Source organism: Yoonia sp., from assembly GCF_017854565.1.
Lineage (GTDB): Bacteria > Pseudomonadota > Alphaproteobacteria > Rhodobacterales > Rhodobacteraceae > Yoonia.
The window spans coordinates 76,400-100,282 of sequence record NZ_JAFMHJ010000001.1 but is presented as its reverse complement, the minus strand read 5'-3'; the positions used below and the strand labels follow the sequence as shown (position 1 = coordinate 100,282).

26 protein-coding genes are annotated in these 23,883 nt (G+C 60.2%); 15 read left to right on the top strand and 11 right to left on the bottom strand.

The window, feature by feature from the left end; all coding sequences use genetic code 11:
• Positions 1-11: 11 nt before the first annotated feature.
• From QZ196_RS00525 to QZ196_RS00510, 4 genes are read right to left on the bottom strand one after another with little or no spacing between them, the layout of a single operon-like run.
• Positions 12-764: a glycerophosphodiester phosphodiesterase family protein gene (locus tag QZ196_RS00525; protein WP_296422760.1), complete on the bottom strand. Its 753-nt coding sequence runs from the start codon at positions 762-764 to the stop codon at positions 12-14.
• Entirely contained in the window at positions 761-1,222 is a 462-nt protein-coding gene (locus QZ196_RS00520; protein WP_296422757.1) for a RidA family protein, read from the bottom strand. The genes QZ196_RS00525 and QZ196_RS00520 overlap by 4 nt, the downstream gene beginning before the upstream one ends.
• Positions 1,223-1,273: 51 nt before the next feature.
• A complete protein-coding gene (locus QZ196_RS00515; RefSeq protein ID WP_296422755.1) occupies positions 1,274-2,569 on the bottom strand; it encodes an HlyD family type I secretion periplasmic adaptor subunit in 1,296 nt (431 codons plus the stop codon).
• Positions 2,566-4,305, bottom strand: a complete 1,740-nt coding sequence (locus QZ196_RS00510; protein WP_296422753.1) for a type I secretion system permease/ATPase — start codon at positions 4,303-4,305, stop codon at positions 2,566-2,568. Before QZ196_RS00510 ends, QZ196_RS00515 begins: the two co-directional genes overlap by 4 nt.
• Positions 4,306-4,450: 145 nt before the next feature.
• On the opposite strand from QZ196_RS00510, the gene QZ196_RS00505 reads away from it, so the two are divergent.
• Complete coding sequence (locus tag QZ196_RS00505) at positions 4,451-4,819, top strand: hypothetical protein (RefSeq protein WP_296422751.1); 369 nt, start codon at positions 4,451-4,453, stop codon at positions 4,817-4,819.
• 14 nt (positions 4,820-4,833) lie between these two features.
• On the opposite strand, the gene QZ196_RS00500 is transcribed toward QZ196_RS00505, so the two are convergent.
• The gene (locus QZ196_RS00500; protein ID WP_296422749.1) at positions 4,834-6,993 is read right to left on the bottom strand and encodes a PBP1A family penicillin-binding protein; all 2,160 of its coding nucleotides are present in this window, start codon (positions 6,991-6,993) and stop codon (positions 4,834-4,836) included.
• 317 nt (positions 6,994-7,310) lie between these two features.
• On the opposite strand from QZ196_RS00500, the gene QZ196_RS00495 reads away from it, so the two are divergent.
• The 4 genes from QZ196_RS00495 to QZ196_RS00480 all read left to right on the top strand — a co-directional run bounded on the left by QZ196_RS00495 (position 7,311) and on the right by QZ196_RS00480 (position 11,060).
• Positions 7,311-7,649: a P-II family nitrogen regulator gene (locus tag QZ196_RS00495; protein WP_296422747.1), complete on the top strand. Its 339-nt coding sequence runs from the start codon at positions 7,311-7,313 to the stop codon at positions 7,647-7,649.
• A 25-nt stretch (positions 7,650-7,674) separates the two neighbouring features.
• The gene (locus tag QZ196_RS00490) at positions 7,675-9,000 is read left to right on the top strand and encodes an ammonium transporter (RefSeq protein ID WP_296422746.1); all 1,326 of its coding nucleotides are present in this window, start codon (positions 7,675-7,677) and stop codon (positions 8,998-9,000) included.
• A 213-nt stretch (positions 9,001-9,213) separates the two neighbouring features.
• The gene (gene dgcA / locus QZ196_RS00485; protein ID WP_296422744.1) at positions 9,214-10,197 is read left to right on the top strand and encodes an N-acetyl-D-Glu racemase DgcA; all 984 of its coding nucleotides are present in this window, start codon (positions 9,214-9,216) and stop codon (positions 10,195-10,197) included.
• Between the two features lie 2 nt (positions 10,198-10,199).
• Positions 10,200-11,060, top strand: coding sequence for a D-amino-acid transaminase (locus QZ196_RS00480; RefSeq protein WP_296422742.1), 861 nt, complete (start codon positions 10,200-10,202; stop codon positions 11,058-11,060).
• A 5-nt stretch (positions 11,061-11,065) separates the two neighbouring features.
• Here the strand turns inward: QZ196_RS00480 and QZ196_RS00475 are convergent, their stop codons facing one another.
• The 4 genes from QZ196_RS00475 to QZ196_RS00460 all read right to left on the bottom strand — a co-directional run bounded on the left by QZ196_RS00475 (position 11,066) and on the right by QZ196_RS00460 (position 13,361).
• Complete coding sequence (locus QZ196_RS00475) at positions 11,066-11,233, bottom strand: hypothetical protein (protein WP_296422739.1); 168 nt, start codon at positions 11,231-11,233, stop codon at positions 11,066-11,068.
• A 171-nt stretch (positions 11,234-11,404) separates the two neighbouring features.
• On the bottom strand, positions 11,405-12,313 hold the full coding sequence (locus tag QZ196_RS00470) for a dihydrodipicolinate synthase family protein (protein ID WP_296422737.1): 909 nt from the start codon (positions 12,311-12,313) through the stop codon (positions 11,405-11,407).
• A 4-nt stretch (positions 12,314-12,317) separates the two neighbouring features.
• Positions 12,318-12,611, bottom strand: coding sequence for a DUF1244 domain-containing protein (locus QZ196_RS00465; protein WP_296422735.1), 294 nt, complete (start codon positions 12,609-12,611; stop codon positions 12,318-12,320).
• A gap of 12 nt (positions 12,612-12,623) precedes the next feature.
• A complete protein-coding gene (locus QZ196_RS00460; RefSeq protein WP_296422734.1) occupies positions 12,624-13,361 on the bottom strand; it encodes an N-formylglutamate amidohydrolase in 738 nt (245 codons plus the stop codon).
• Positions 13,362-13,482: 121 nt separating this feature from the next.
• Between QZ196_RS00460 and pyk the strand changes: the two genes are divergently transcribed.
• The 9 genes from pyk (at position 13,483) to QZ196_RS00415 (ending at position 21,343) form a co-directional block, all read left to right on the top strand.
• Positions 13,483-14,928, top strand: coding sequence for a pyruvate kinase (pyk, locus tag QZ196_RS00455; RefSeq protein WP_296422732.1), 1,446 nt, complete (start codon positions 13,483-13,485; stop codon positions 14,926-14,928).
• 28 nt (positions 14,929-14,956) lie between these two features.
• A complete protein-coding gene (locus QZ196_RS00450; RefSeq protein WP_296422730.1) occupies positions 14,957-15,184 on the top strand; it encodes a hypothetical protein in 228 nt (75 codons plus the stop codon).
• A 137-nt stretch (positions 15,185-15,321) separates the two neighbouring features.
• The gene (gene rpmI / locus QZ196_RS00445) at positions 15,322-15,522 is read left to right on the top strand and encodes a 50S ribosomal protein L35 (protein WP_296422728.1); all 201 of its coding nucleotides are present in this window, start codon (positions 15,322-15,324) and stop codon (positions 15,520-15,522) included.
• Positions 15,523-15,539: 17 nt separating this feature from the next.
• Positions 15,540-15,899, top strand: a complete 360-nt coding sequence (gene rplT / locus QZ196_RS00440) for a 50S ribosomal protein L20 (protein ID WP_296422725.1) — start codon at positions 15,540-15,542, stop codon at positions 15,897-15,899.
• A gap of 189 nt (positions 15,900-16,088) precedes the next feature.
• The gene (gene pheS / locus QZ196_RS00435; RefSeq protein WP_296422724.1) at positions 16,089-17,162 is read left to right on the top strand and encodes a phenylalanine--tRNA ligase subunit alpha; all 1,074 of its coding nucleotides are present in this window, start codon (positions 16,089-16,091) and stop codon (positions 17,160-17,162) included.
• Between the two features lie 23 nt (positions 17,163-17,185).
• Positions 17,186-17,614: a hypothetical protein gene (locus QZ196_RS00430; protein ID WP_296422722.1), complete on the top strand. Its 429-nt coding sequence runs from the start codon at positions 17,186-17,188 to the stop codon at positions 17,612-17,614.
• A gap of 104 nt (positions 17,615-17,718) precedes the next feature.
• On the top strand, positions 17,719-18,147 hold the full coding sequence (locus QZ196_RS00425; protein WP_296422720.1) for an ASCH domain-containing protein: 429 nt from the start codon (positions 17,719-17,721) through the stop codon (positions 18,145-18,147).
• Between the two features lie 77 nt (positions 18,148-18,224).
• Complete coding sequence (pheT, locus tag QZ196_RS00420; protein WP_296422719.1) at positions 18,225-20,621, top strand: phenylalanine--tRNA ligase subunit beta; 2,397 nt, start codon at positions 18,225-18,227, stop codon at positions 20,619-20,621.
• A 266-nt stretch (positions 20,622-20,887) separates the two neighbouring features.
• On the top strand, positions 20,888-21,343 hold the full coding sequence (locus QZ196_RS00415) for a YtoQ family protein (RefSeq protein ID WP_296422718.1): 456 nt from the start codon (positions 20,888-20,890) through the stop codon (positions 21,341-21,343).
• Positions 21,344-21,351: 8 nt separating this feature from the next.
• Here the strand turns inward: QZ196_RS00415 and QZ196_RS00410 are convergent, their stop codons facing one another.
• Entirely contained in the window at positions 21,352-22,047 is a 696-nt protein-coding gene (locus QZ196_RS00410) for a glutathione S-transferase N-terminal domain-containing protein (RefSeq protein ID WP_296422717.1), read from the bottom strand.
• Between the two features lie 158 nt (positions 22,048-22,205).
• On the opposite strand from QZ196_RS00410, the gene mscL reads away from it, so the two are divergent.
• Complete coding sequence (gene mscL, locus QZ196_RS00405) at positions 22,206-22,577, top strand: large conductance mechanosensitive channel protein MscL (protein WP_296422715.1); 372 nt, start codon at positions 22,206-22,208, stop codon at positions 22,575-22,577.
• Between the two features lie 51 nt (positions 22,578-22,628).
• Here mscL and ald read toward each other — a convergent pair whose 3' ends face one another.
• Positions 22,629-23,747, bottom strand: a complete 1,119-nt coding sequence (gene ald, locus QZ196_RS00400; protein ID WP_296422713.1) for an alanine dehydrogenase — start codon at positions 23,745-23,747, stop codon at positions 22,629-22,631.
• Between the last annotated feature and the right edge of the window lie 136 nt (positions 23,748-23,883).

Below are 23,883 nucleotides of genomic sequence, written 5' to 3'. Positions count from 1 at the left end.
GGGGGCCGCCGTCAAGCCAGATACCCTTCAAAGGTCACATTATCCGCGCTGCGGCGCGCTGCGGTTTCGGCCTCGGGGCTGCGGATTGTCCAGCACAGGATGGCGGCGCCCCGGGATTTGAGGTCAGCGACGCGGGGCCGGGTCAGATCGGTGGCTTCGTGGCTTATAAAACTGGCCCCCGTGCGGTCATAGTCGGGAATGTCGCGCAGCACGTCCCGGACCTGATCCGGGACCTCTGGCCAGAATTGCGCCTGATAGCTGGATGTGGTCAACCCGCGCGGGATATTCGGGGCAAGGTCGGCCAGTGCGGCTACAGCGTGCGGGTTGAAGGACATCAATGCGACATCGCCGGTGTAATGTTCCAATGCCTTGGCTGTTGCGGTCTCGAGCGGGCCGATATTTGGACCCATGGCGCCATCCTGGTCTTTGATTTCGATGAGCAGGGGGACGCGGCCGGCGACCACTGCCAAAACGTCGTTCAGCGATGCAATCGTGCCGCCGTCGTCCTTGAGTGGGATCGCGTGCAGTTCGGCGCGAGTTTTGGCGCGGACGGGTCCCACCGCATCGGTCAGCCGGTCCAGCATATCATCGTGAAAGACCACCGCGTGCCCGTCGCGGGTCAACTGTACGTCGATCTCAATTCCGTAGCCTGCATCAATCGCGGCCTTGATTGATTTGATGCTGTTTTCGACCCGCCCCGCCTTGCGATCATGCAAGGCGCGGTGGGTGATCGGGCGCTTTAGGAAAGACGCAGGGAGGGTCATGCGATTTGGAAAATCGCTTCGATTTCGACGGCGACGCCAAACGGCAGGCTTGCGGCGCTGACGGCGGAACGGGCATGGCGGCCTTTGTCGCCCAAGGCCGCGACCATGAAGTCGGAGGCCCCGTTGATCACCTTGGGCTGATCGGGGAAGTCCGGGGTCGAATTGACGAAACCGGTCAGTTTCACCACCCGCACCAGCCGGTCGATGTCACCACCGCAGGCCGCTTTCAACTGGGCCAGCAGGCTGATCGCGCAGGCTTTGGCGGCTTCGGCCCCGACGTCGGCGGCCATGTCGGCGCCCAGCTTTCCTTTGATCATGCCATCGGCATTGGCGGAAATCTGGCCCGAAACATAGACCATATCGCCGATCACGACGAAGGGGACATAGTTTGCAGCCGGTGCAGGCGCATCGGGCAGGGTGACGCCAAGTGTGGCCAGCTTTGTTTCAATCGCGCTCATTGCGTTCTCCTTGTTTGCGGGGACGCTAGCGGGCAATGCGGCGGGGTGCAATCACGCTTCGCGGAAAGCCTTGGCAAAATAATCGGCCAGCGGTTTCAGCAGGTAATCCATCGGGCTGCGGTCGGCGGTGCGTACGAATGCTTCGACCGGCATGCCGGGGATCAGGGTCATATCGGGGGGTAGGCGGTCAATTTCGCCGGGGTCCAACTGCACCTCTGCACGGTAGTAGGACAGGCGCGACCCTTCGTCCTGAAACGCATCGGCTGAGATGAGCGTGACCTTACCCTTGAGTTCCGGCGTGCGGCGTTGATCGAAGGCGGAAAAGCGCAGCGTGACCTCCTGACCCAGATGGATTTGGTCGATATCGGTCAGTTGGACCTGTGTGGCGATGACCAACGGGCGGTCTTGGGGGATCAGGAACAGCACGGGGTCGGCGGGCCGGATCACCGACTGCGGTGCAAAGACCTGCATGCCATAGACGATGCCCGATACCGGCGCGCGGATGTCCAGCCGATCGAGTTGCCGGGTCAGGGTCCGGCGCCGTTCAGAGAGTTCCAGTTCGTTATATTGCAGGTCACGCAGTCTGGTGATCGCCTCTTCGCGGCGGGTCGAGGAGAGGCCGATGATCTGGATTTCAATTTCGGTCATACGTTCGGCGGCTTGGGCCGCCTGGGCGGTCAGTTCGCCGGCGCGGCCAAGCAGGCTTGCTTCTTCGCGTTGCAGGGCGAGAACGCGGCTGGCCTGAGCAAGGCCACGGTCCAGCAGGCTTTGTTGATCGGTCAGTTCCTGGGCGATCAGGCCGCGCTGGGTGGTCAGGGCGGTTTGCTGCGCGGCAATCCCGCCAAGCTGGCTGGCGATCTGGGCGCGTTGTTGGGTCAGTTGTTCAACGGCGCTGGCCGACGATTCGCGGCGCGCGTCGAACAGGCGCAACTGACCGGCAATCAGGTCGCGGGCGTCGGCGACGGTGTTTTGCGTCAGCACGGGGTCAAAGGCGGGCGTCGGCAGGTCGTCGCGTTCCGCCTCGAGGCGGCCACGGCGGGCGAGGATTTCGAAAAGCTGCCCTTCGACGACGGCCAGTTCGGATTGCAGCGCGTTGGCGTCAAGCCGGATCAGCAGGTCGCCAGCTGCGACGCTGTCGCCTTCTTTGACCAGAATTTCCTGCACTACGCCGCCGTCAGGGTGCTGGACGACCTGCCGGTTGCGGTCCACTTCGATCTGGCCGGTGGCAATCACGGCGCCGGTGATCTGGGCCGTGACGGTCCAAGTGCCAAAACCGCCGACAAGTACCAAAAGCGTCACTAGGCCGGTGATGATATAGCCACGGGCGGACCAGCGTTGACGGGTCATGATACGCCCCCCGACAGGCCCGCGTTGCGGGTGATCTGGTCGTGATTCTTAACCATGTCGCGTAGCACGTCTTCCTTGGGGCCAAAGGCGCGGCGGGCGCCGTTGTCGATCACCAGCAGCAGGTCGCATTCCTGAATGGCGGCGGGGCGGTGGGCCATGATAAAGACGATTTTGCCTTCGGATTTAAAGGTCTTGATCGCGTGGTTCAGGGCGGTCGATCCGTCGTTGTCGAGGTTGGAGTTCGGTTCGTCCAGCACCAGCACAACCGGGTCGCCGTACATTGCGCGGGCCAGCCCGATGCGCTGGATCTGCCCGCCCGACAGCCGCCCGCCCGTGCCGGTGACGCGGGTATCGTAGCCATCGGGCAGTTTCAGGATCATGTCGTGGGCGGCGGCCTTTTGCGCGGCACGGACGACCAGCGCATCGTCGGGCTGCATTGACATGCGGGCGATGTTTTCCTTGATCGTGCCGTCAAACAGTTGCACCCGTTGCGGCAGATACCCGATGTGCTGGCCCAGCACGTCAGGATCGTATTGATCCAGCGCCGCCCCATCGAGCCGAATTTTGCCGCCCGCTGGCTGCCATACGCCGGTCAGCACGCGGGCCAGCGTAGATTTGCCCGCGCCAGAGATGCCGATGACGCCGACGGCTTGCCCCGGTTTGACGTCAAAGCTGATCATGCGCAGGGCTGCCTGTTTTTCGCCCGGCGGCACGACGGTGACCTGGTCGGCCAGCAGGCGGGCGCGGGGTTTGGGCAGCTGGGTGCGGGTGGTTTCCGCAGGCACATGGCCAAGAAGGATGCAAAGCCGCCGCCAGCCTTCGCGCCCTTTTTGGAACACGGGCCACTGTCCGACGATCATTTCGATGGGGGCCAGGGCACGGCCCAGCAGGATTGACCCGGCAATCATCGCACCCGGCGACAGTTCGTTGATCAGCACCAGATACGCGCCAAGGCCCAGCATCGCCGATTGCAGGAACATGCGGAATGCTTTGGTCAGTGCGGTATAGGTGCCTGACGTATCGGCGGCACCGATCGTCGCATCCAGCGACTGCCCGCGCGCCACCTGCCAGCGATCGAAAGCGGCGGCGCGCATGCCCAAGGCATGCACCAGTTCGCTTTCGCTGCGAATTTGCGCGCCGAGCTGTTCGGAAGCGAAAGTGGCGGCATTGGCGGCTTCGAGTGGTTTGCGCGCACTGAATTGGTTGAGCAGCGCCATGGCGACGAGAACCGCCCCGCCAGCCAGCGCCAAAATGCCCATAAACGGGTGAAAGATGAAGATGCCCCAGATAAAGAGCGGGACCCAAGGCAGATCGAATACGGCCATCAGTGCAGGTGATGTGATAAGCCGCTGCACGGATTCCAGATCGCGCAGGCCGGTTGCCGCCTCGCGCGGGGCGCGGTTGAGCGTCGTGGCCCGCAGCACGGCGCCAAAGACGCGCCGGTCAAGGCGGGCCTGAAACCGGGCGCCGACCCGGCCCATCACGCGGCCACGCACGAAATCCAGAACACCCATCATACCGTACAGAAAGCCGACCAGCACCGACAGTGCGATCAGCGTTTCAAGCGACCGCGAACTGAGCACGCGGTCATAGACATTGAGCATATAAAGCGGGCCGGTCAGCATCAGGACGTTTACGAAAAAGCTGAAAATCGCCACGAGCCAATACAGGGTCCGGCTTTCGCGGCGTGCCGCGATCAATTCCTCAGAGCCGGTCTGTGTCAGTGCATCAGCCATGACGTTGGTTTGCCTTTTCGTTTCATGTCGTCCTGCGCCGCAACCTACAGAAAACCACAACGGAGTTAACGTCTAATATTCAATCGCAGCCCGGACGGGCCGATCCTATTGATTTGACGGCGAATATGGATCAGAATCATCCGCTATGACACAGCATCAGATATATTTGACCGTTGCCCTAGCCCTTGGGTTGCCCGCGCTTGCCGCTGCGGGGCCATACGACGGTATCTACAAGCAGACGGCCAACGCGGAGTGTTCGCTGGTGGGCACCGATGGCGGCTCGCTTCGGATCGCGGAAGGCACGTTTTTTGGGGTTGATGTGACGTGTCGGATGACGCGGCCTGTCGACGTCAACGACATGGATGCCACGATTTATACGATGATTTGTTCGGGCGAGGGGCAAACCTGGACGGAACGGGCCATTTTGATGACCGATGCGGATAGCGCTGGCATCTATATGATCTGGAACGGCTATGCGTTCCGGTATGATCGCTGCGAAGCGGGCGAGCATTAGGCCCGCCCGCCGGGTCAATTCAGCTGATCGCGCAGGATGATATCGAGCACATTCAGGATATCACGGTCAAACAGCGTGCCGCCTTCGCCAGCCAGAACGCCAGCGTTCAAGGCCGTAGCCGGGGCTTGCATCGGCAGTGGTGTCGGCGTGCGCCCGGCCAGTACGGGCGCCATGGTTTCGCGCCAAATCTCGGCTGGGAGGCCGCCGCCGGTGACGCCAGTCAGCGGTCTGTTGTTGTCATAGCCCATCCAGACGCCTGTCACATAGTCCCCGGTAAAGGCGATGAACCATGCATCGCGCGACGCTTGGGTGGTGCCTGATTTGCCTGCGATTTGCCAGCCGTCGATCTGGGCGCGGCTGCCTGTGCCTTCGGCGACGACTTTGGACATCATCCACGTCAGTTGCCGCGCTGCGCTTTCGCGGATCACGCGTTCGCCGATGCCGCTGCCGGATGAATCCATCAGTGCGGTGTCATCGCCCTGAATGCGCAGTTCGATCAGCCCGTAGGGGGTCACGGACGAGCCGCCGTTGAGGATACCGGCATAGGCGCCGGTCATTTCGATCAGGGTGCTTTCGGACACGCCAAGGGCCAGTGCGGGACCTGCGGCCAGATCGCTGTCGATGCCGAATTGGGTGGCGACGGTGCGCACCGCCTCGCGGCCGACTTTTTCTGACAGGATCACGGCGGGGACGTTGCGGCTTTCGGCGAGGGCCTGGGTGAGGGTGATCGGCCCTTTGAATGCGCGGTCATAGTTTTTGGGGCACCAGTCGGCGGAGCCGGGAATGCGCCAGCAGATCGGGCTGTCGTCGACCATGTCATTGGGCGAGAAACCGGATTCGAGTGCTGCCGCATAGATGAAGGGTTTGAACGATGACCCGGTTTGCCGCAGGGCCTGCGTTGCGCGGTTAAACGCTCCTGTCGCCCGGATGTTGCGGCCACCGACCATGGCGCGGACGGCACCGTCTGCTGACATCACGACGATGGCGGCCTGTGCCTCGGACCCGTCGCGGACCTGATTTTCAAAGACCGAAATCAGCGCGTTTTCGGCGGCGTTCTGGATGTCCTGGTCCAGCGTCGTGCGGATGATCACGTCTTCCGTGGTGTCATTGGTAAAGAATTCTGGCCCGCTTTCCATGACCCAGTCGGCAAAGAATCCGCCCGCGCGGGCGGCTGCCGCCTCGGAGAGGGTTGCGGGATTGGCGCGGGCTGTGCTGGCCTGTGCGGCGCTGAGATAGCCCTGATCCTGCATCAGCCCGATCACTACCGACGCCCGGTCGCGGGCGCGTTCGATGTTGGTGGTGGGCGCATAGGTCGACGGCGCCTTGAGAAGCCCGGCCAGCATGGCGGCCTGTGCCGGGTTCACCTGCGCGGCAGAGATCCCGAAATAGCGCTGTGCGGCGGCCTCGAATCCGCGACTGCCCGCGCCGAGGTAGGCCCGGTTGAGGTAGATCGTCAGGACTTCTTCCTTGGTGTAGGCGACCTCCATGGCCATGGCGAAAATCGCCTCTTTTGCCTTGCGCCAGATTGACGATTGCCGACAGTCGTTTTCATAGGCGGCTTCGGTGTCCCATGTATCGGGGTCGAAGGGCACGCCAAGGCACAGCAGTTTTGCGGTCTGCTGGGTGATGGTCGAGCCGCCGTTGCCTGATAATGGCCCACGCCCGGCGCGCAGGTTGATCCGCACAGCCGACGCGATGCCGCGCGGTGAAATGCCGAAGTGGCGGTAGAACCGCTTGTCCTCGGTGGCGAGGACGGCGTTGTGCAGGTGGGGTGACACGGAGGTCGCGGTAACCATGCCGCCGAACTGATCGCCGCGCCAGGCAAAGACATCGCCTTTGTAGTCCTGCAACGTGACCGATCCACGGGTGCGCGCATCGACGAGCGTGGTCATGGGCGGCATTTGTGTCGCGAAATAATAGACGGCGACGCCGATAATCAGGGCGGTTGCGGCACCAAGGCGCCAGCTGACGGCCCAGATCAAGCGCAGCACATAGGCGAATGGTGCAAGAATCCAGCCGATCAGGCCCCGCTTTTTCTTGGCGGGGGCACGCGTTCGGCGGCTTGTCTTGGCCTTGGTTAGCGTCTTTTTGCCGGCAGGCTTTTTCGCCGCAGGATTTGCCGCGTAGCGCCGGTCAGCCACCAAAGGGGGCCGTTTATTGCCGTTTCCACTCATGTTCCGCTCGACCAACCGTTTTTATGTATTTTGCGGCATCATAGCGGGCATTGGGCGGCGCGACCAGCGCGTTTGCCGGGCCCCGGGTGGTTTGGCGATGGCGGTGGATTCGTGTCGCGCGGCAAAGTGCGGCTTTCGCGTGCGCCTAAATAATGTGCGTGTCTGGGTGATTGTGCAAAAATTGTGCAACAGCGTGCGTTTTAGGGGGGTGGCTGTTGCGTGTGAACCTTGCCCACCCCACGAGGACGCGCTTTTTGTCCTTGTGCAAGCAGCCCCGTTTCAATCGGGCCTGCAAGATAATTTGCAAGGGGAAGATCGTGAAACTCATCATTGCAACAATCAAACCGTTCAAGCTTGAGGAGGTCCGCGAGGCGCTGACCTCTGTCGGCGTGCGCGGCATGATGGTGTCAGAAATCAAGGGCTTCGGCTCGCAGTCCGGGCATACGGAAATTTACCGCGGCGCAGAATACGCGGTGAATTTCGTGCCGAAAGTGAAGCTGGAAATTGTCGTGCCTGATGGCATGGCCGACGAGGTGGTCGCCACCATCGCCAAGACCGCCAAAACCGAAAAAATCGGCGATGGCAAGATTTTCGTGCTCGACGTGGAAAGCGCAGTGCGCGTGCGGACCGGTGAAACCAATGATGACGCGCTGTGATCGCGGCGGAATGAGGGATATTATGATGCAATTACTGAAATCACTTAGCGTCGGCGCGGGGCTTGCGTTGCTTCCGACGCTGGCACTGGCGCAGGATGCGCCGGCACCGACATTCGACGAAGTCGGCCCCTATATCATGACCACGCTGCTGTTCCTTGTGGGCGGCTTTCTGGTGTTCTGGATGGCGGCAGGTTTTGCCATGCTGGAGGCCGGTCTGGTCCGGTCCAAGAACGTCACGACCCAGTTGACCAAGAACATCGCGCTGTTTGCGATTGCGTCGATCATGTACTGGCTGGTTGGTTACAATTTGATGTACCCCGGCGACGGCTGGATCATCGCAGGTTGGATGGGCGGCTTCAGTGCCACCTCTCTGGAACCGGTCGGCCTTGCCGCCGCGGATGCAACGCTTGACTATGCCTCTGTTGCGTCTGACTTCTTCTTTCAGCTGATGTTCTGTGCGACGACGGCGTCGATCGTTTCGGGCACCTTGGCCGAACGTATAAAGCTGTGGCCGTTCTTGATCTTTGTGGTCGTCCTGACTGGCCTGATCTACCCAATCGAAGCGTCCTGGCAGTGGGGCGGCGGCTGGCTGTCTGAAATCGGTTTCAGCGATTTTGCCGGTTCGACACTTGTGCATGCTGCCGGTGGTTTTGCAGCGCTGGCCGGTGTGGTGATCCTGGGCCCGCGGATTGGCAAGTATAACAAGGAGGGCCGAGTCATTCCGATGCCCGGTTCCAACCTTGCGCTTGCCACATTGGGTACATTCATCCTGTGGCTGGGTTGGTTCGGCTTTAACGGCGGTTCGCAGCTGGCTGCGGGCACCGTGGGCGATATCACGGACGTGGGCCGGATTTTTGCGAACACCAATATGGCGGCCTCTGCCGGTGCGGTTGCGGCCTTGGTTCTGACGCAGATTCTGTACAAAAAGGTCGATCTGACGATGGTTCTGAACGGCGCGCTGGCGGGTCTTGTATCCATCACGGCAGGTCCGCTTGATCCGACATTGTTTGGTGCGCTTTGGATCGGTGCCGTCGGCGGTGTGATCGTCGTCTTTGCCGTGCCGATGCTGGACAAGCTGAAGATTGATGACGTGGTCGGTGCTATTCCGGTTCACCTGCTGGCCGGTTTCTGGGGGACGATGGTGGTGCCTGTCTATACGGCCGACACCAGCTTTGTGACGCAGTTCATTGGTTTTGCCGCCATCGGCGCGTTCGTCTTCTTTGTCAGCTTGGTGGTGTGGATCATCCTCAAGGGGGTCATGGGCATTCGTGTGTCCGAGGAATCCGAGATCAACGGTTTGGACATGTCCGAGCTGGGCATGGAGGCCTATCCCGAATTCGCGAAGGGCTGATTGCCCTTGCTATCGGTTTTTCAGGTGGCCCGGGCGTTCGCGCCCGGGCTTTTTTGACGGCGTAAGGTGGATCTTGATCCACCCTACGGGGGTAATGTTCCCCTTGACGGTTGTTCGAGGGTAACGGCAAGTTGCAGTGCGTCCGGTCACAGCCGGTGCTTTGGTTTATGATCAAATTTCCAGAAATTTGATGCGCGCCGCGCGGGGATATTTATGCTCGGAAGAAGTGATATCGTGCAGATCGAAGTCACGCATGACATGTTTTCGCTGGCGCAGGTGTTTACCATCAGCCGCGGTGCGCGCCGTCAGGCAGATGTGTTGACCGTCACCCTGCATGGTGGCGGGGTCGGGCGCGGCGAATGCGTGCCCTATGCTCGCTATGGCGAGACGCTGGACAGTGTGAGGGCGCAGATTGCCGGGCTGCCTGTTGACGTCACCCATGCCCGCCTGCCAGATCTGCTGCCCGCCGGGGCGGCCCGCAATGCGGTCGATTGCGCATTCTGGGATCTGGCGGCCAAGCGGGCTGGTTGCCGCATTTGGGATCTGCTGGATCTGCCTTCGCCGCTGCCGGCGGTGACCGCCTTTACCCTGTCGCTGGACACACCCGCCGCGATGCAGGTGCAGGCCGCACGGCACGCAGCCCGTCCGCTTTTGAAGATAAAGCTAGGCACACCGGATGATATGGCCCGTCTTGAGGCGGTGCGGCGCGGCGCCCCGGATGCCCGTCTGATTGTCGATGCGAATGAAGGCTGGACGGCGGAAATCTATGCTGATCTTGCGCCGCATCTGATCCGTCTGGGCGTGCAGATGGTCGAACAGCCGTTGCCCGCCGGGGCGGATGACATGCTGGGCGAGATCGCGCGGCCTTTGCCGGTCTGTGCCGACGAATCCTGCCATGATCGCGCCAGCCTGCCGGCGCTGGTCGGCAAGTATGATATGGTCAATATCAAGCTCGACAAGACCGGCGGGTTGACCGAGGCACTGGCCCTGAAGGTGGCGGCCATGGCGCAGGGGTATGGTGTGATGGTCGGTTGCATGGTGGGGTCGTCACTGGCCATGGCGCCGGCGACCCTGTTGGCGCAGGGGGTGGCGTTCACCGACCTTGACGGGCCGCTGTTATTGGCCGAAGACCGGTCGGAACGACTGCAATTTGATCAGCAAGGCGTGCATCCACCGGCCGCCGCACTATGGGGATAAGCATGCGCACTGTCTATGTTAACGGCGAATACCTGCCGGAAAATGAAGCGAAAATATCTATCTTTGACCGTGGGTTCCTGATGGCTGACGGGGTTTACGAAGTGACGTCCGTTCTGGATGGCAAGCTGATTGATTTCGCGGGTCACGCGGCACGGCTCGCGCGGTCGTTGGACGCATTGGACATGCCGCATCCGACCGTGATGCCCGAGCTGATTGATATTCATCGCGCATTGGTGCGGATGAATGGGATCGAAGAGGGCATGATTTATCTGCAGATCACCCGTGGTGCGCCCGGCGACCGTGATTTCGCGTTTCCGGACCCTGAAACGACCACGCCGACGGTGGTGCTGTTCACCCAGAACAAGCCCGGCCTTGCGGCCAGCCCTGCGGCGCAAAAGGGGATCAGGGTGATTTCCATTGCAGATCAGCGGTGGGCACGGCGGGATATCAAGACTGTCCAGCTATTGTACCCGTCGATGGGCAAGATGATGGCCAAGGCCGCCGGTGTCGATGATGCATGGATGGTCGAGGACGGTATGGTGACCGAAGGGACATCGAACAACGCTTATATCGTCAAGGGCAATACGATCATCACGCGGCACTTGGGGTCTGAAATTTTGCACGGGATTACCCGCGCTGCGGTCCTGCGGTTTGCCCGCGAAGCACAGATGCAGGTGGAAGAACGCAGCTTCTCGATTGCCGAAGCGCAGGGCGCGGATGAGGCGTTTATCACTTCAGCCAGCACATTCGTGATGCCGGTCGTGGAGGTGGACGGTGTTGCGGTGGGTGCAGGGGTGCCGGGGGCGCTTGCGCGGCGCTTGCGCGAGATCTATCTCGAGGAAAGCCGCAAGGTAGCGGTCTGAGTTTATCAGGCCGCAAGCGCGCCGTAGCCCAGCACGATGGCCATCAAGAGCATCCCATAGCGCTGGGCACGGCGCAGCGTAAGGGCGCGCGGGGTCAGTGGGGCCATCAAGATGGCGGCGTCGCCGGGCTGGGCAGGGGTGCTGAAGAATGTGTCTTGGAAATAGGGCGTCATCGGCGTGGCTTTCTGGTAAAATCAATATTTGAATATCTGGCGGTGGTTTTGAATATCGGGGCAATTAGCGTGATCGCGTATCGGCTGCAAGGCCGACAGTGACGTAGCGTCACGAAATGGAGGAATTCCGTACCCCGGGCGTCTGTGCCGACGTTCGCGGCGAACGCCCGGCTAATTTGCCGTCGTGTCCAACTGGCCGAGTGTTTCAATCGCGGCAGCAACACGTTGCCGGTCTGCCGGATCAAGGGGCAGGATCGGACGCGGCGGGACGGCCTGTGTCAATGATAGCTGTGCGGCGGCGGCATAGACGACCCGCAGGCTGCCGAGCGCCTTGAACAAGGTCCACAGGGGTTGAAAGAAACTTTCGATATGTTCCGTCTGCGCCGCATTGCCCGCCTGTGCGGCCCGGGCCAGTTGCATGGTTTGGGCCGGGAACAGGCCGCCAATCACGCTGTACCATGCGTCTGCACCGGCAAGCAGGCCCGCAGCGCAGCCCCAATCGCCGCTATACCCAATGGCAAAGCCATCCGGCAGCGCGGCACGCAGTTGGGCCAATTCGGCCTTGAACGCCGCAGCCTGTGGCAGGGGCATTTTGACGGCGGCAACGTTTTCCACCTGTCCGAGACGTTCCAAAAGCGTTTGGTCGAAGGTGAAGTGGGTCGTGCCGGGGTTGTTGTAGATGCACAGCGGCAGGTCGGTCGCACGGGCTACCGCGACGTAGTGTTGGAACACCTCTTCTTGGGTAAGGGGCGTGTAGGACATGGGCGCCAGCAATAGCCCATCGGCACCCGCGATCTGGGCGTCGCGGGCGAGAGTCTGCGCGTCGTCGGTGCGCAGCGCGCTGATGCCGATGATCACGGGGACCTGCCCGCCCAGTACGGCACGGGCCACCGTGATCGCGCGCTGCCGTTCGGCCCGCGTCAGATAAGCATAGCCGCCGGTGCTGCCGAGCAGTCCGACGGAATCGACGCGGGCCGCTGCCAGCCGTTCCAGCAAAAGACCAAGCTCGTCGGTCGCGACGCGCCCCTGCGGGTCGGTCGGGGTGATCGGAAATGCGGATAGCCCGTGGAACACCGTCATGGGGTTAGCTGTGCGAAGTCTTAAAGGCCTCTTTGGCCTCGGGGCTGGCGTCCGTCTGGTGTTTGGCTTTCCATTCGTCGAATGGCATGCCGTAGAACGCGGCGCGGCCTTCGTCTTTGGTCATGGGGATTCCGCGTTCGTTTGCGGCTTCCTGATACCAGCGCGACAGGCAGTTCCGGCAAAAGCCAGCGAGGTTCATCATGTCGATGTTTTGCGCGTCTGGCCGATCTTCCATCAGGTGCTTTTGAAGGCGGCGAAAGGCGGCTGCTTCAAGTTCGATTTGGGTTTGGTCATCCATTTTGTTTTTCCTTTACAGGCCACTTTGGGCCAAGACATCGGTTAATATGGGGGCAAGGCGCTGTGCCCAAAGGGTTTGGCCTGCGGTATCGGCAATCAGGTCCTGCCGCAGTTCCAGCAAGACGTTGGGGCGCCCGTGTTGCAGGGCGTGCCGGTCAACCGCGTCGCCGGGCAGGTGGCCCGCGTAGGGTTCGTTATCGCCGACGCACCAGCCCTGGGCGCGCAGGGCAGCCATCAGCGGGACGGCAAGGCGGGTGTCGCCCGCGTATAGCACGCCAACCTCCCATGGGCGCGGGTGGCGACCGCGCAGGCGGGGGGTAAAGCTGTGCACGGCGCAGATCACGGGGGCATGCATGCGGCGCGCAAGGTTGCCGTAAGCTGTGTGATATGGGCGATAAAGGCGCTGCATCCGCGCCTCTTTGGCGGCATCATCGGCGTGCCGGTTGCCGGGGATGATCGTACCGTCGTAAAGTTTCATCAGTACGGTCGGATCGTCTTCGCCGCGATTTGGGTCAATCACCAATCGCGAAAAACGCGACAGAATCGCCGGGCTGTCCAGTGCCGTGGCCAAGGCGCGGGTCACGCCCGCCGCGCCGATATCATAGGCGATGTGGCGTTCCATGTCGGCGTCGGGCAGGCCAAGGTCGCCATTGTTGACCCACGGCGGCACAAAGTTAGAGGCGTGATCACAGCTGATCAGCCAGCGGCCAGGGCGATCTGCGCCTTCGATCTGATAGGGTATGTCAGTCATGCGAGGTGTCATTCCTTTGTCACCGCATTTAGGCTAGTTGTAGCGCGAATGGAATTGCGCAATAAGAGCGCAACAGAAATTGTTACCGCTAACAGCCCATAAAATGCGCGAAGGATGACCCATGAGACGCCACCGTAATGTTAAGATCGTCGCCACACTTGGCCCTGCCTCGAATGATTATGCAATGATCCGTGCGCTACACGAGGCGGGCGCGGATGTGTTTCGTCTGAACATGTCGCACGGCGATCACGCCGAAATCAAAGCCCGCCACGAGATTATTCGCCAAGTGGAAAAGGATCTGAACAGCCCGATTGCCATTTTGGCCGATCTTCAGGGGCCAAAGCTGCGCGTCGGCGTCTTTGCCAATGGCGAAGAGGAACTGGTGCCGGGTGCTGCGTTCCGTCTTGATCTGGATGATGCCGAAGGCGACGTGAACCGCGTGAAGCTGCCCCACAAGGAGATTTTCGATGCGCTTGAGCCGGGCGCGCATTTGCTGGTCAACGATGGCAAGATCAAGCTGCGGGTCAAGGAATGCGGCGCGAATTTCGCTGATTGCGAGGTCATCGTGGGCGGCATGATTTCCAACCGCAAGGGTGTGAACGTGCCTGATGTGGTGCTGCCGCTTGCCGCGCTGTCGGCGAAAGATCGCAGGGATCTGGAATTTGTCTGCGCGTTGGGTGTCGATTGGCTTGCCCTGTCGTTTGTGCAGCGCCCGGCCGATGTCGATGAGGCGCGCGCGCTGGCCAAAGGCCGTGCCGCGATTATGTCGAAGATCGAAAAGCCCAACGCCGTGAAAATGTTCGATGAGATTCTCGCGGTGAGTGATGGCATCATGGTTGCCCGCGGCGATTTGGGTGTTGAACTGCCTGTGCAGAATGTCCCGCCGATCCAAAAGCAACTGGTGCGCAAGTGCCGGGCGGCAGCCAAGCCGGTGATTGTGGCCACGCAGATGTTGGAATCGATGATCGATTCGCCGATGCCGACGCGCGCCGAGGTGTCTGACGTTGCGACCGCCATCTATGAAGGCGCGGATGCGATCATGCTGTCCGCGGAATCTGCTGCGGGATCGTATCCGATCGAAGCGGTCACGACGATGTCGAACGTCGCGGGCGAGGTCGAATCTGATCCGACCTACACCGAGATCATCGAGGCGTCGCGCCGGGCCGTGCGCACCACGGTTGCCGATGGTATCGTTGCGGCGGCGCGTGAAATTGCCGAAACGACGGATGTGAAGGCAATCTGCTGCTTTACCCAATCTGGCACAACGGCGCTGCTGGTGTCGCGCGAACGGCCACGGGTGCCGATCATCGCGCTGACCAATTATGCCGAAACAGCGCGCCGCCTGTGTCTGTCATGGGGTACGAACTGTGTCGTGACGGGTCATGTAGACCGGTTTAAGGACGCAGTGATCGAGGCGGTTCGGGCCGCACTTGCCCAGGAGCTGGCAACCGAGACCGACATGATCGTCGTCACCGCAGGCGTGCCGTTCAACACGCCGGGGTCGACCAACATCCTGCGTGTGGCGCCATGCGCAGAGCGTTTGATTTACGCGGCCGATCCAGAGTAGGCTGCCCAGAGAAAAACCATGGGGGCGGATGTTGGATATTGACCTGATCTTTGTGCTGGGCCTGATCGCCGGGGCCTTTTCCATCCCTGCGCTTGTCAGTGCGTTTGCAGACCGCCGGGCGCCTAAAATGTCGGTGCTGATCATGTTGATCAGCGCCGGGATGATCGGCTATGCGGTGCAGCAACGACCCGAGCCATACGAACTTGACAAGCTCGACGAGGTTTTTGTGAGCGTTGTCGGGCGTTACCTGAATTAACGCCGCGCGCCGGTGGTGTCGTATTGTCCCCTTGCGTCCATGGGGGATGCGTCATATACGGCGGTTCTTAATTCGCGCGTCCGGCCATTATGGCATGCCGAGTCGCGCGTTCGACCGAACCCAAAGAGGAGACGGAAATGCCGAAGATGAAAACGAAATCGAGCTGCAAAAAGCGGTTCAAAATGACGGCATCTGGCCGTGTTGTGGCTGCCCAAGCGGGCAAACGTCACGGCATGATCAAGCGCTCGAACAAATTCCTACGCAACGCACGTGGCACTGTTGTGCTGTGTAAAGCTGACGAAGGTATCATCAAACCGATGATGCCTTACGCACGTTAATATAGGGGATTTGAGATATGCGCGTTAAAGGTGGTACCGTCACGCACCGTCGTCACAAAAAAGTGCTCGACGCTGCAAAAGGTTATTATGATCGCCGCTCCAAGACCTTCAAGGTCGCCAAGCAGGCCGTCGATAAAGCCAATCAATATGCAACCCGCGACCGTCACAATCGCAAGCGCAGCTTCCGCGCTTTGTGGATTCAGCGGATCAACGCAGGTGTGCGTTCGATTGATGAAACACTGAACTATTCCAAGTTCATCAATGGTCTGATGCTGGCCGGGATTGAAGTGGACCGCAAGGTTCTTGCTGATCTGGCCGTGAACGAGCCCGATGCATTTGCGACGATCGTCGGAAAAGCCAAGGCGGCGATGGCGTAAGCCATATAGGTCGGACAAGCGATTGAAATGGGGCTGCTACTGGCAGCCCTTTTTTATTGCGCGCCCTGTCCCCCCGTCAGCTTGGCCTAGTGAGGCGATCGGTCAGGCGGCGTGCCTCATGTGTATCGTCAGACTTGCAAGGCGCGCCCCAGCACGCTAGCACCGCCGAGCAATCAACAGGGGTTGGACATGGATGATCTGAAGCAAAAGTACCTAGGCCTGATCGCCGATACCGCCGATGAAGCTGGTCTGGAGCAGCTGCGCGTGCAGTCGCTGGGCAAAAAAGGCGAGATCAGCCTAGCTATGCGCGAGCTGGGCCGCATGACGCCCGAAGAACGGCAAGTGGCGGGCCCTGCGTTGAACGCGCTGAAGGATGAGATCAACAGCGCGCTGCTGGCTAAAAAGGCGGGCCTTGCCGATGCGGCGCTGGATGCGCGGTTGCGGACCGAATGGCTGGACGTGACGCTGCCCGCGCGCGACCGCCGTCAGGGCACGATCCACCCGATCAGTCAGGTGACCGAAGAAGTCACCGCGATTTTCGCCGATATGGGGTTCGCCGTGGCCGAAGGGCCGCAGATTGAATCGGATTGGTATAATTTTGATGCGCTGAACATCCCCGGCCACCACCCCGCGCGGGCGGAAATGGACACGTTTTACACGCATCGTGCGCCCGGCGATAACCGCCCGCCGCATGTGTTGCGCACACATACGTCGCCCGTCCAGATCCGCAGTCTGGAGGCCAATGGCGCGCCCACCCGCATCATCTGCCCCGGTCGGGTGTACCGTGCCGATTACGACCAGACGCACACGCCGATGTTCCATCAGGTCGAAGGGCTGGCGATAGATAAAGACATCAGCATGGCCAACCTGAAATGGGTGCTGGAAGAATTCGTAAAGGCGTATTTCGAGGTCGATACCGTCGACATCCGTTTCCGCGCGTCGCATTTTCCGTTTACGGAACCGTCCGCCGAGGTCGATATCCGCTGTTCATGGGAAGGCGGCACGCTGAAAGTCGGCGAGGGCGACGATTGGCTTGAGATTCTGGGATCGGGGATGGTGCATCCCAAGGTGCTGCAAGCGGCGGGCGTTGACCCGACGCAGTGGCAGGGCTTTGCCTTTGGCATGGGCATCGACCGGATCGCGATGCTGAAATACGGCATCCCAGATTTGCGGGCGTTCTTTGATTCAGATTTGCGCTGGCTGCGGCATTATGGGTTTGCTGCGCTGGATGTGCCGACCTTGCATGGTGGGTTGTCGAGGTGAGCGTCGGCAATTGGTTGCCCATTGTGCTCGCCGTCATCGGCGTCCTAGGAGGAACAATCGTATATGCTGTGCAGAAGCGGTTTGATCGAAACGAAGATTTTCGAGCAGAGAAAAAGCAGGCGTATCGCGCCTTCTTGGATGCGCTGTTTGAGCATGCGGAGCAGCGAACCGAAGAGTCTCGGAAAGCATACGATTACAGTAAAATAGCTCTTTTGCTTGTTGCGCCGGACCCGGTCTTGAAGAGACTGGTTTTGGTGCAGGAAATGGCAACGATGGATATGGACGCAACGGGACCTGGCGACGTCCACGCTGCTGTGACTGATTTAATCTTGGAGATGAGGAAAGACTGTTTCAATGGTTCAAAGCTTGTCATTTCTGAACTTGAGTATGTCGTTCCGATTGGGCGGCCAACTCCGCTGACAGCCGAGCCAGAAGGCCACTACGAACCCTAATGTCCCGCCCGGCATCGCCGGGCAGCCCCCGACCCACCCCCCGGGAGGGGGCTTCACCCCCACCCAGGCTCGGGGGCTGCCCTCTGTTTGAATAGGAAAACCACATGAACGACGAGATCGAAGACCTGCAAGATACTTACCCCGGCGCGGGGACGTTTAAGTTTGGGGATAGTGCGGCGCTTTGCCAGCAGTTGATTGCGCTTGTCCGGCAAGGCAGGAAGACCGCGACCTGTGCGGCGCTTGCGGAGTTTGAGGGCGAGCCGGAGGCGATGCCGCTGGTTGGCCGCTGCGATATCGCGGCCAATTGGGATGGCACCCCGGCGCTGGTTATTCGGACCACGCATGTCGAAGAGGTGCGGTTTTGCGACGTGACCGAAGAAATGGCGCTGGCCGAGGGCGAGGACGACAGCCTGCTGGCATGGCGCAAATCGCACAAAGCCTATTTCAAGCGCAATGGGGACTACGACCCGGAGATGCTGCTGGTGTTCGAACACTTTGAACTGGTCGAGGATTTGGCCGGGCGCGAACTCTAGGCGCTGGCCCTACGGCCTTTCGCATGCCCGCGTAATCCGGTAATGCGATTGCAACACAACTTACGCTGGACGATCCGATGAAATTCACGCTTTCCTGGCTGAAACGCCACCTTGAGACTGACGCCACTGTTGCCCAGATCGCCGAGGCCCTGACCGATCTTGGGCTTGAGGTCGAAGGTATTGAAAATCCGGCTGAACGGTTGGCGGATTTCACGATTGGCTATGTGCAGTCGGCAGAAAAGCATCCGGATGCGGATAAGTTGCAGGTGTGTCAGGTCACTACAAAGGACGGCCCGACCCAGATCATCTGTGGTGCGCCCAACGCGCGCGCGGGGATCACTGTCGTGATTGCCAGCCCCGGCACCTATGTGCCCGGCATTGATACGACGATCGGCGTGGGCAAGATTCGTGGCATCGAAAGCTTTGGCATGATGTGTTCAGAGCGCGAGATGGAGCTGTCGGAAGAACACGACGGCATTATCGAACTGCCCGAGGGTGAGGTGGGTCAGAGCTTTTCCGATTGGCTGTCGATCCACGATCCGGCGCGCGTTGATCCCGTGATCGAGATCGCGATTACACCGAACCGCCCTGATGCATTGGGTGTGCGCGGCGTGGCCCGTGATCTGGCAGCGCGTGGGCTGGGCACGTTGAAGCCGTGTGACGTGGATGTCGTGCCAGCGGAATTCACCGCAGATATGAAAGTGTCCATTGATGATGATACGCTGGATGGATGCCCAATTTTCTGTGGTCGTTTGATCCGGGGGGTTCGGAATGGCCCAAGCCCCGCGTGGCTGCAAACGCAGCTGCGTGCGATTGGGTTGCGCCCGATCAGTTTTCTGGTCGATGTGACGAATTGGTTCACTTACGATCTGAACCGTCCGCTGCATGTCTTTGACGCTGATAAGGTTGCGGGCAACCTGCGGGTCCATCGTGCCGCCGGAGGCGAGGTGATGACCGCGCTGGATGACAAAGTATACACGCTGCAGACCGGTCAGATGGTGATTTCCGATGACAATGGCCCCGAAAGCATCGCCGGGATCATGGGCGGTGCCGATACGGGCTGCACTCTGGACACGGTGAATGTGTTCGTGGAAAGCGCCTATTGGGACCCGGTGCAGATCGCCTATGCGGGTCGCGCGCTGAAGGTTAATTCAGATGCGCGGTATCGGTTCGAGCGCGGGATTGATCCGGCCTTTACGCCCGACGGGTTGGAACATGCCGTGCGGATGATCGTGGATCATGCTGGCGGCGAGGCATCCAAGCTGATCCAAGCCGGGCGGGTGCCGGATACCGCGCGTGCGTATAAACTGGATGCAAAGCGGGTGATTTCGCTGGTCGGCATGGAGATACCCGAAAGCACGCAGCGTCAAACGCTGACTGCGCTGGGTTTCCGGCTTGAGGGGGATATGGCCAATGTGCCGTCCTGGCGGCCCGATGTGCAGGGCGAGGCCGATCTGGTGGAGGAAGTCGCGCGGATTGCATCGTTGACCAAATTGCAGGGCAAGCCGTTGCCGCGCATGACCGCAGGTGTGCCCAAGCCGATCCTGACCATGGGCCAGGTGCGCCAACAAGCGGGGAAGCGGACGGCTGCGGTGCTGGGGTACAACGAATGTGTGACCTACAGCTTTGTCGATCGCGAGGCGGCGACGCTGTTTGGCGGCGGTGACGACGCGACGATGTTGGAAAACCCGATTTCAACGGAAATGTCCCATATGCGTCCAAACCTGTTGCCGGGCCTGTTGCGTGCTGCCGCGCGCAATCAGGCGCGGGGGTTCATGGACATGGCGCTGTTCGAGGTTGGTGCCGGTTTCCATGGCGGTGAGCCGGGCGAGCAGCATGCGCTGATCTCGGGTGTGTTGATCGGGCGCACGGGTCCAAAAGATGTCCATGGCACGTCGCGACCTGTTGATGTCTATGATGCAAAGGCCGATGTCGAGGCGGTTCTGGCTGCGATGGGTGCGCCTGCAAAGGTGCAAATTCTGCGCGGCGCTGCCGATTGGTGGCACCCCGGGCGGCACGGCAAAATCTGCCTTGGCCCGAAAAAGGTGTTGGCGGTCTTTGGTGAGTTGCACCCCAAGGTCCTGCGCGAAATGGATATCAAGGGGCCTGCAGTTGGATTTACGATCTGGCCGGATGAGTTGCCTTTGCCCAAAAACAAGACGACCACGCGTGGGCCGCTGATTGCCACTGATCTGCAAGCGGTCGAGCGTGACTTTGCGTTTGTCGTAGATTCACAGGTCGAGGCGCTGACGCTGGTCAACGCCGCTGCCGGGGCGGACAAGGCGCTGATCACCGATGTGCGGGTCTTTGATGAATTCATCGGCGGGTCGCTGGGCGAGGGCAAAAAGTCGCTTGCTGTGACCGTGCGGTTGCAACCGACCGAGGCGACGCTGAAAGATGCCGACATCGAGGCGGTCAGCGCCAGGATCGTCGAAAAGGTAACGAAAGCGACGGGCGGCATTTTGCGCGGCTAAGAGCCGTGCATCGTGCTGGGGAAAGCACGATTTCTTTCAGGTCGTCCAAGGGGCTGCATCCGATTGTTGTCAAATGTGCTGGGACAAAAGGGGCGGCGATTTACGGATGAGATACTGGAACGGGCGATCATCCAGCGATTTCGCTATGTCGTGGCGCGCAAGCGAACTGCCGGACGTGCGGCTACCGTCTTTGGAATTGGCTGGTCACCGGGCGGAAAGCGACTATGTTTCGACGCAATAGCGGCGACGTGAAAGGATCAAGGCCAATGACCCTTAACATCTATCTTTCCGGTGAAATTCATACCGATTGGCGTGACCAGATTATCGCCGAGGCGACAGGCATGGATGTTGCGTTCACGGGCCCCGTGACGGACCATGCGGCATCGGACGATTGCGGTGTCGCGATCATGGGGGCGGAGCCGGATAAGTTTTGGCATGACAACAAAGGCGCCCGGCTCAACGCGATCAGGACCCGTCATGGGATTGAAAATGCCGATGTGGTCGTTGTCCGGTTCGGTGAGAAATACAAGCAGTGGAACGCTGCCTTCGATGCGGGCTATGCCGCCGCCCTTGGCAAGTCCCTGATCGTGATGCATGGCACCGATCATCAGCACGCGCTGAAAGAGGTGGACGCCGCGGCCCTTGCTGTTGTGCAAGAGCCGGGACAGGTGGTTGAAATCCTGCGATATGTGCTGGATGGCGTGTTACCCGTTTCGGGGTAAATCCCAACTTACGATGGGTCGGGGATGTGCCGCGCCTTTTCCACGGCGGGCCGGGTAAAGAACCGATCAACATATGCGGGCACATTTTTAAAGTCGTGATAGCCGACAACATCTTTGGTGCCATAGAATTCCAACGCATTGATCCATGGCGCGATTGCCATATCTGCGATGGAATAGTCGCCAACGATCCAGTCACGGCCTTCAAGGTGGTTATCCACGACGGTCAGCAGGCGGATCGCTTCGTCGCGGTAGCGTTCGCGGGGCCGTTCATCGGCGATGTCTTTGCCCGCGAATTTGTAAAAGAACCCCATTTGCCCCAACATAGGCCCAAGCCCGCCCATCTGAAACATCAGCCATTGGGTGATTCCGGCCTTGTCGCTGGCCGTTGTGCCAATGAACTTTCCGGTCTTTTCGGCCAAATATAGCAGGATTGCGCCACTTTCAAAGATGCCCAGCGGCCCGTCTGGTCCGTTGGGGTCAATGATCGCGGGAATTTTGTTGTTGGGGTTCAGCGACAGGAACGCGTCGCTTTTTACATCCTCATCTTTCAGGGTCACCAGATGCGGCTCGTAGGGTAGCCCCATTTCCTCGAGGGCGATGGACACCTTCACACCGTTTGGCGTGGGGTATGAATACAGTTGAATGACCGACGTGTCTGTAGCGGGCCAGCGCTGTGTGATCGCAAATGAGGAGAGGTCGGGCATGGGGGACGGTCCTTTATGAAATGTATTGGAAGACAAGTAACGCGTTTGGGCGCGAATAAAAGTCATGGTTATGTTGGTGAATTTCGGTATGGATGTGCGCAGTTGCGCAGCAGGCATCAGATCTGCGCGCCTGAAAACACATGAATGGGGACGTACACATGATCAAAGAATTCAAAGACTTTATCGCCAAGGGCAACGTAATGGACTTGGCCGTTGGTATCATCATCGGCGCGGCCTTTACGGCCATTGTGACCAGCCTGGTAAATGACCTTATTCAGCCGTTGATTGGTTTGATCGTCGGCGGCGTCGACTTTGGCGGTGTCAGCTTTGGCATCGGCGATGCCCAGTTCATGATCGGCAACTTCATCACAGCCGCGATCAACTTTTTGATCATTGCGTTTGTTGTGTTTGTGCTGGTCAAAGCGGTGAACAAGCTGAAGGGTCCAGAAGTGGCACCAGCGCTCGTGGCACCCAAGGGGCCATCAGTGGAAGAGCTTTTGGCCGAGATCCGCGATGCGATGAAGAAGTAATTTGCCGCTTGGCCGGGTAAAGGCTCGCCAGTTTGGCGAGCCTTTATTTTGTCAGATGGTCAGAGCGTCGAGGGGGCTGATCACGCTGATCCCAAGCGCCTTGCCGACGGCCGCATACGTCAGCTTTCCGGCATGGACGTTCAGGCCGTTCAGCAGATGCGGGTCGTCTGCGCAGGCTGTTTTCCAGCCCTTGGTCGCGAGGGCCAGCATGAACGGCATCGTCGCATTGCCCAGTGCGATGGTTGATGTCCGGGCGACGGCACCGGGCATGTTGGCCACGCAGTAGTGCATGATCCCGTCGATGTCATAGATCGGGTCCTGATGGGTGGTTGCCTTGGAGGTCTCAAAGCAACCGCCCTGGTCAATCGCCACGTCAACCAGTGCCGCGCCGGGCTTGAGTTCGGACAGCTGCGCGCGGCTGATCAGCTTGGGTGCTGCGGCGCCGGGGATCAGAACCGCGCCGATGATCATGTCAGCCTGACGGGCCAGATCAATGGTGTTGCCGGCAGAGGCATAGCTGTTCTTGAAGGTGCCGCCAAAGACATCATCGAGATACCGCAGGCGCGGCAGTGAGCGATCAAGGACGGTCACATCAGCGCCCATACCTGCCGCGATTTTGGCGGCGTGGGTGCCGACGACACCGCCGCCAATCACCAACACCTTGGCGGGACCGACGCCGGGTACGCCGCCCATCAGAACACCGCGCCCGCCATTGGCCTTTTGCAGGGTCCATGCGCCAACCTGTGGGGCAAGCCGACCTGCCACTTCGGACATTGGGGCCAGCAGTGGCAGACCGCCGCGATCATCGGTCACTGTTTCATAGGCGATGCAGGTTGCACCGGATTCCATCAGGTCTTTGGTCTGTGCAGGATCGGGAGCGAGGTGCAGGTAGGTGAACAAAATCTGACCTTCCCGCAGCATTTTTCGCTCGATTGGCTGTGGTTCTTTCACTTTTACGATCATATCAGCTGCTGCAAATATCTCTGCTGCGGTTTCGGCAATGGCGGCCCCGGCGGCAATGTAATCTTCGTCCGTGAAGCCCGCGCCAATGCCCGCATTGGTCTCAATCGTCACTTTGTGACCATGGTTCGTGGCCTCGTGGACGGCATTTGGTGTCAGGCCGACGCGAAATTCCTGCGGTTTGATCTCTTTCGGACATCCGATGTGCATGTGAGTTGCCTCCCCTTTTTTATTCCTAGGTGCAACGTCTGCCCATGATCACGCAATTGCATGGAGTTTTCATTGGCTGTTTGCTATAAGTTTGGTAATATCGTGCGCACAAGTCACAAATGTTCGAAGGATTTTG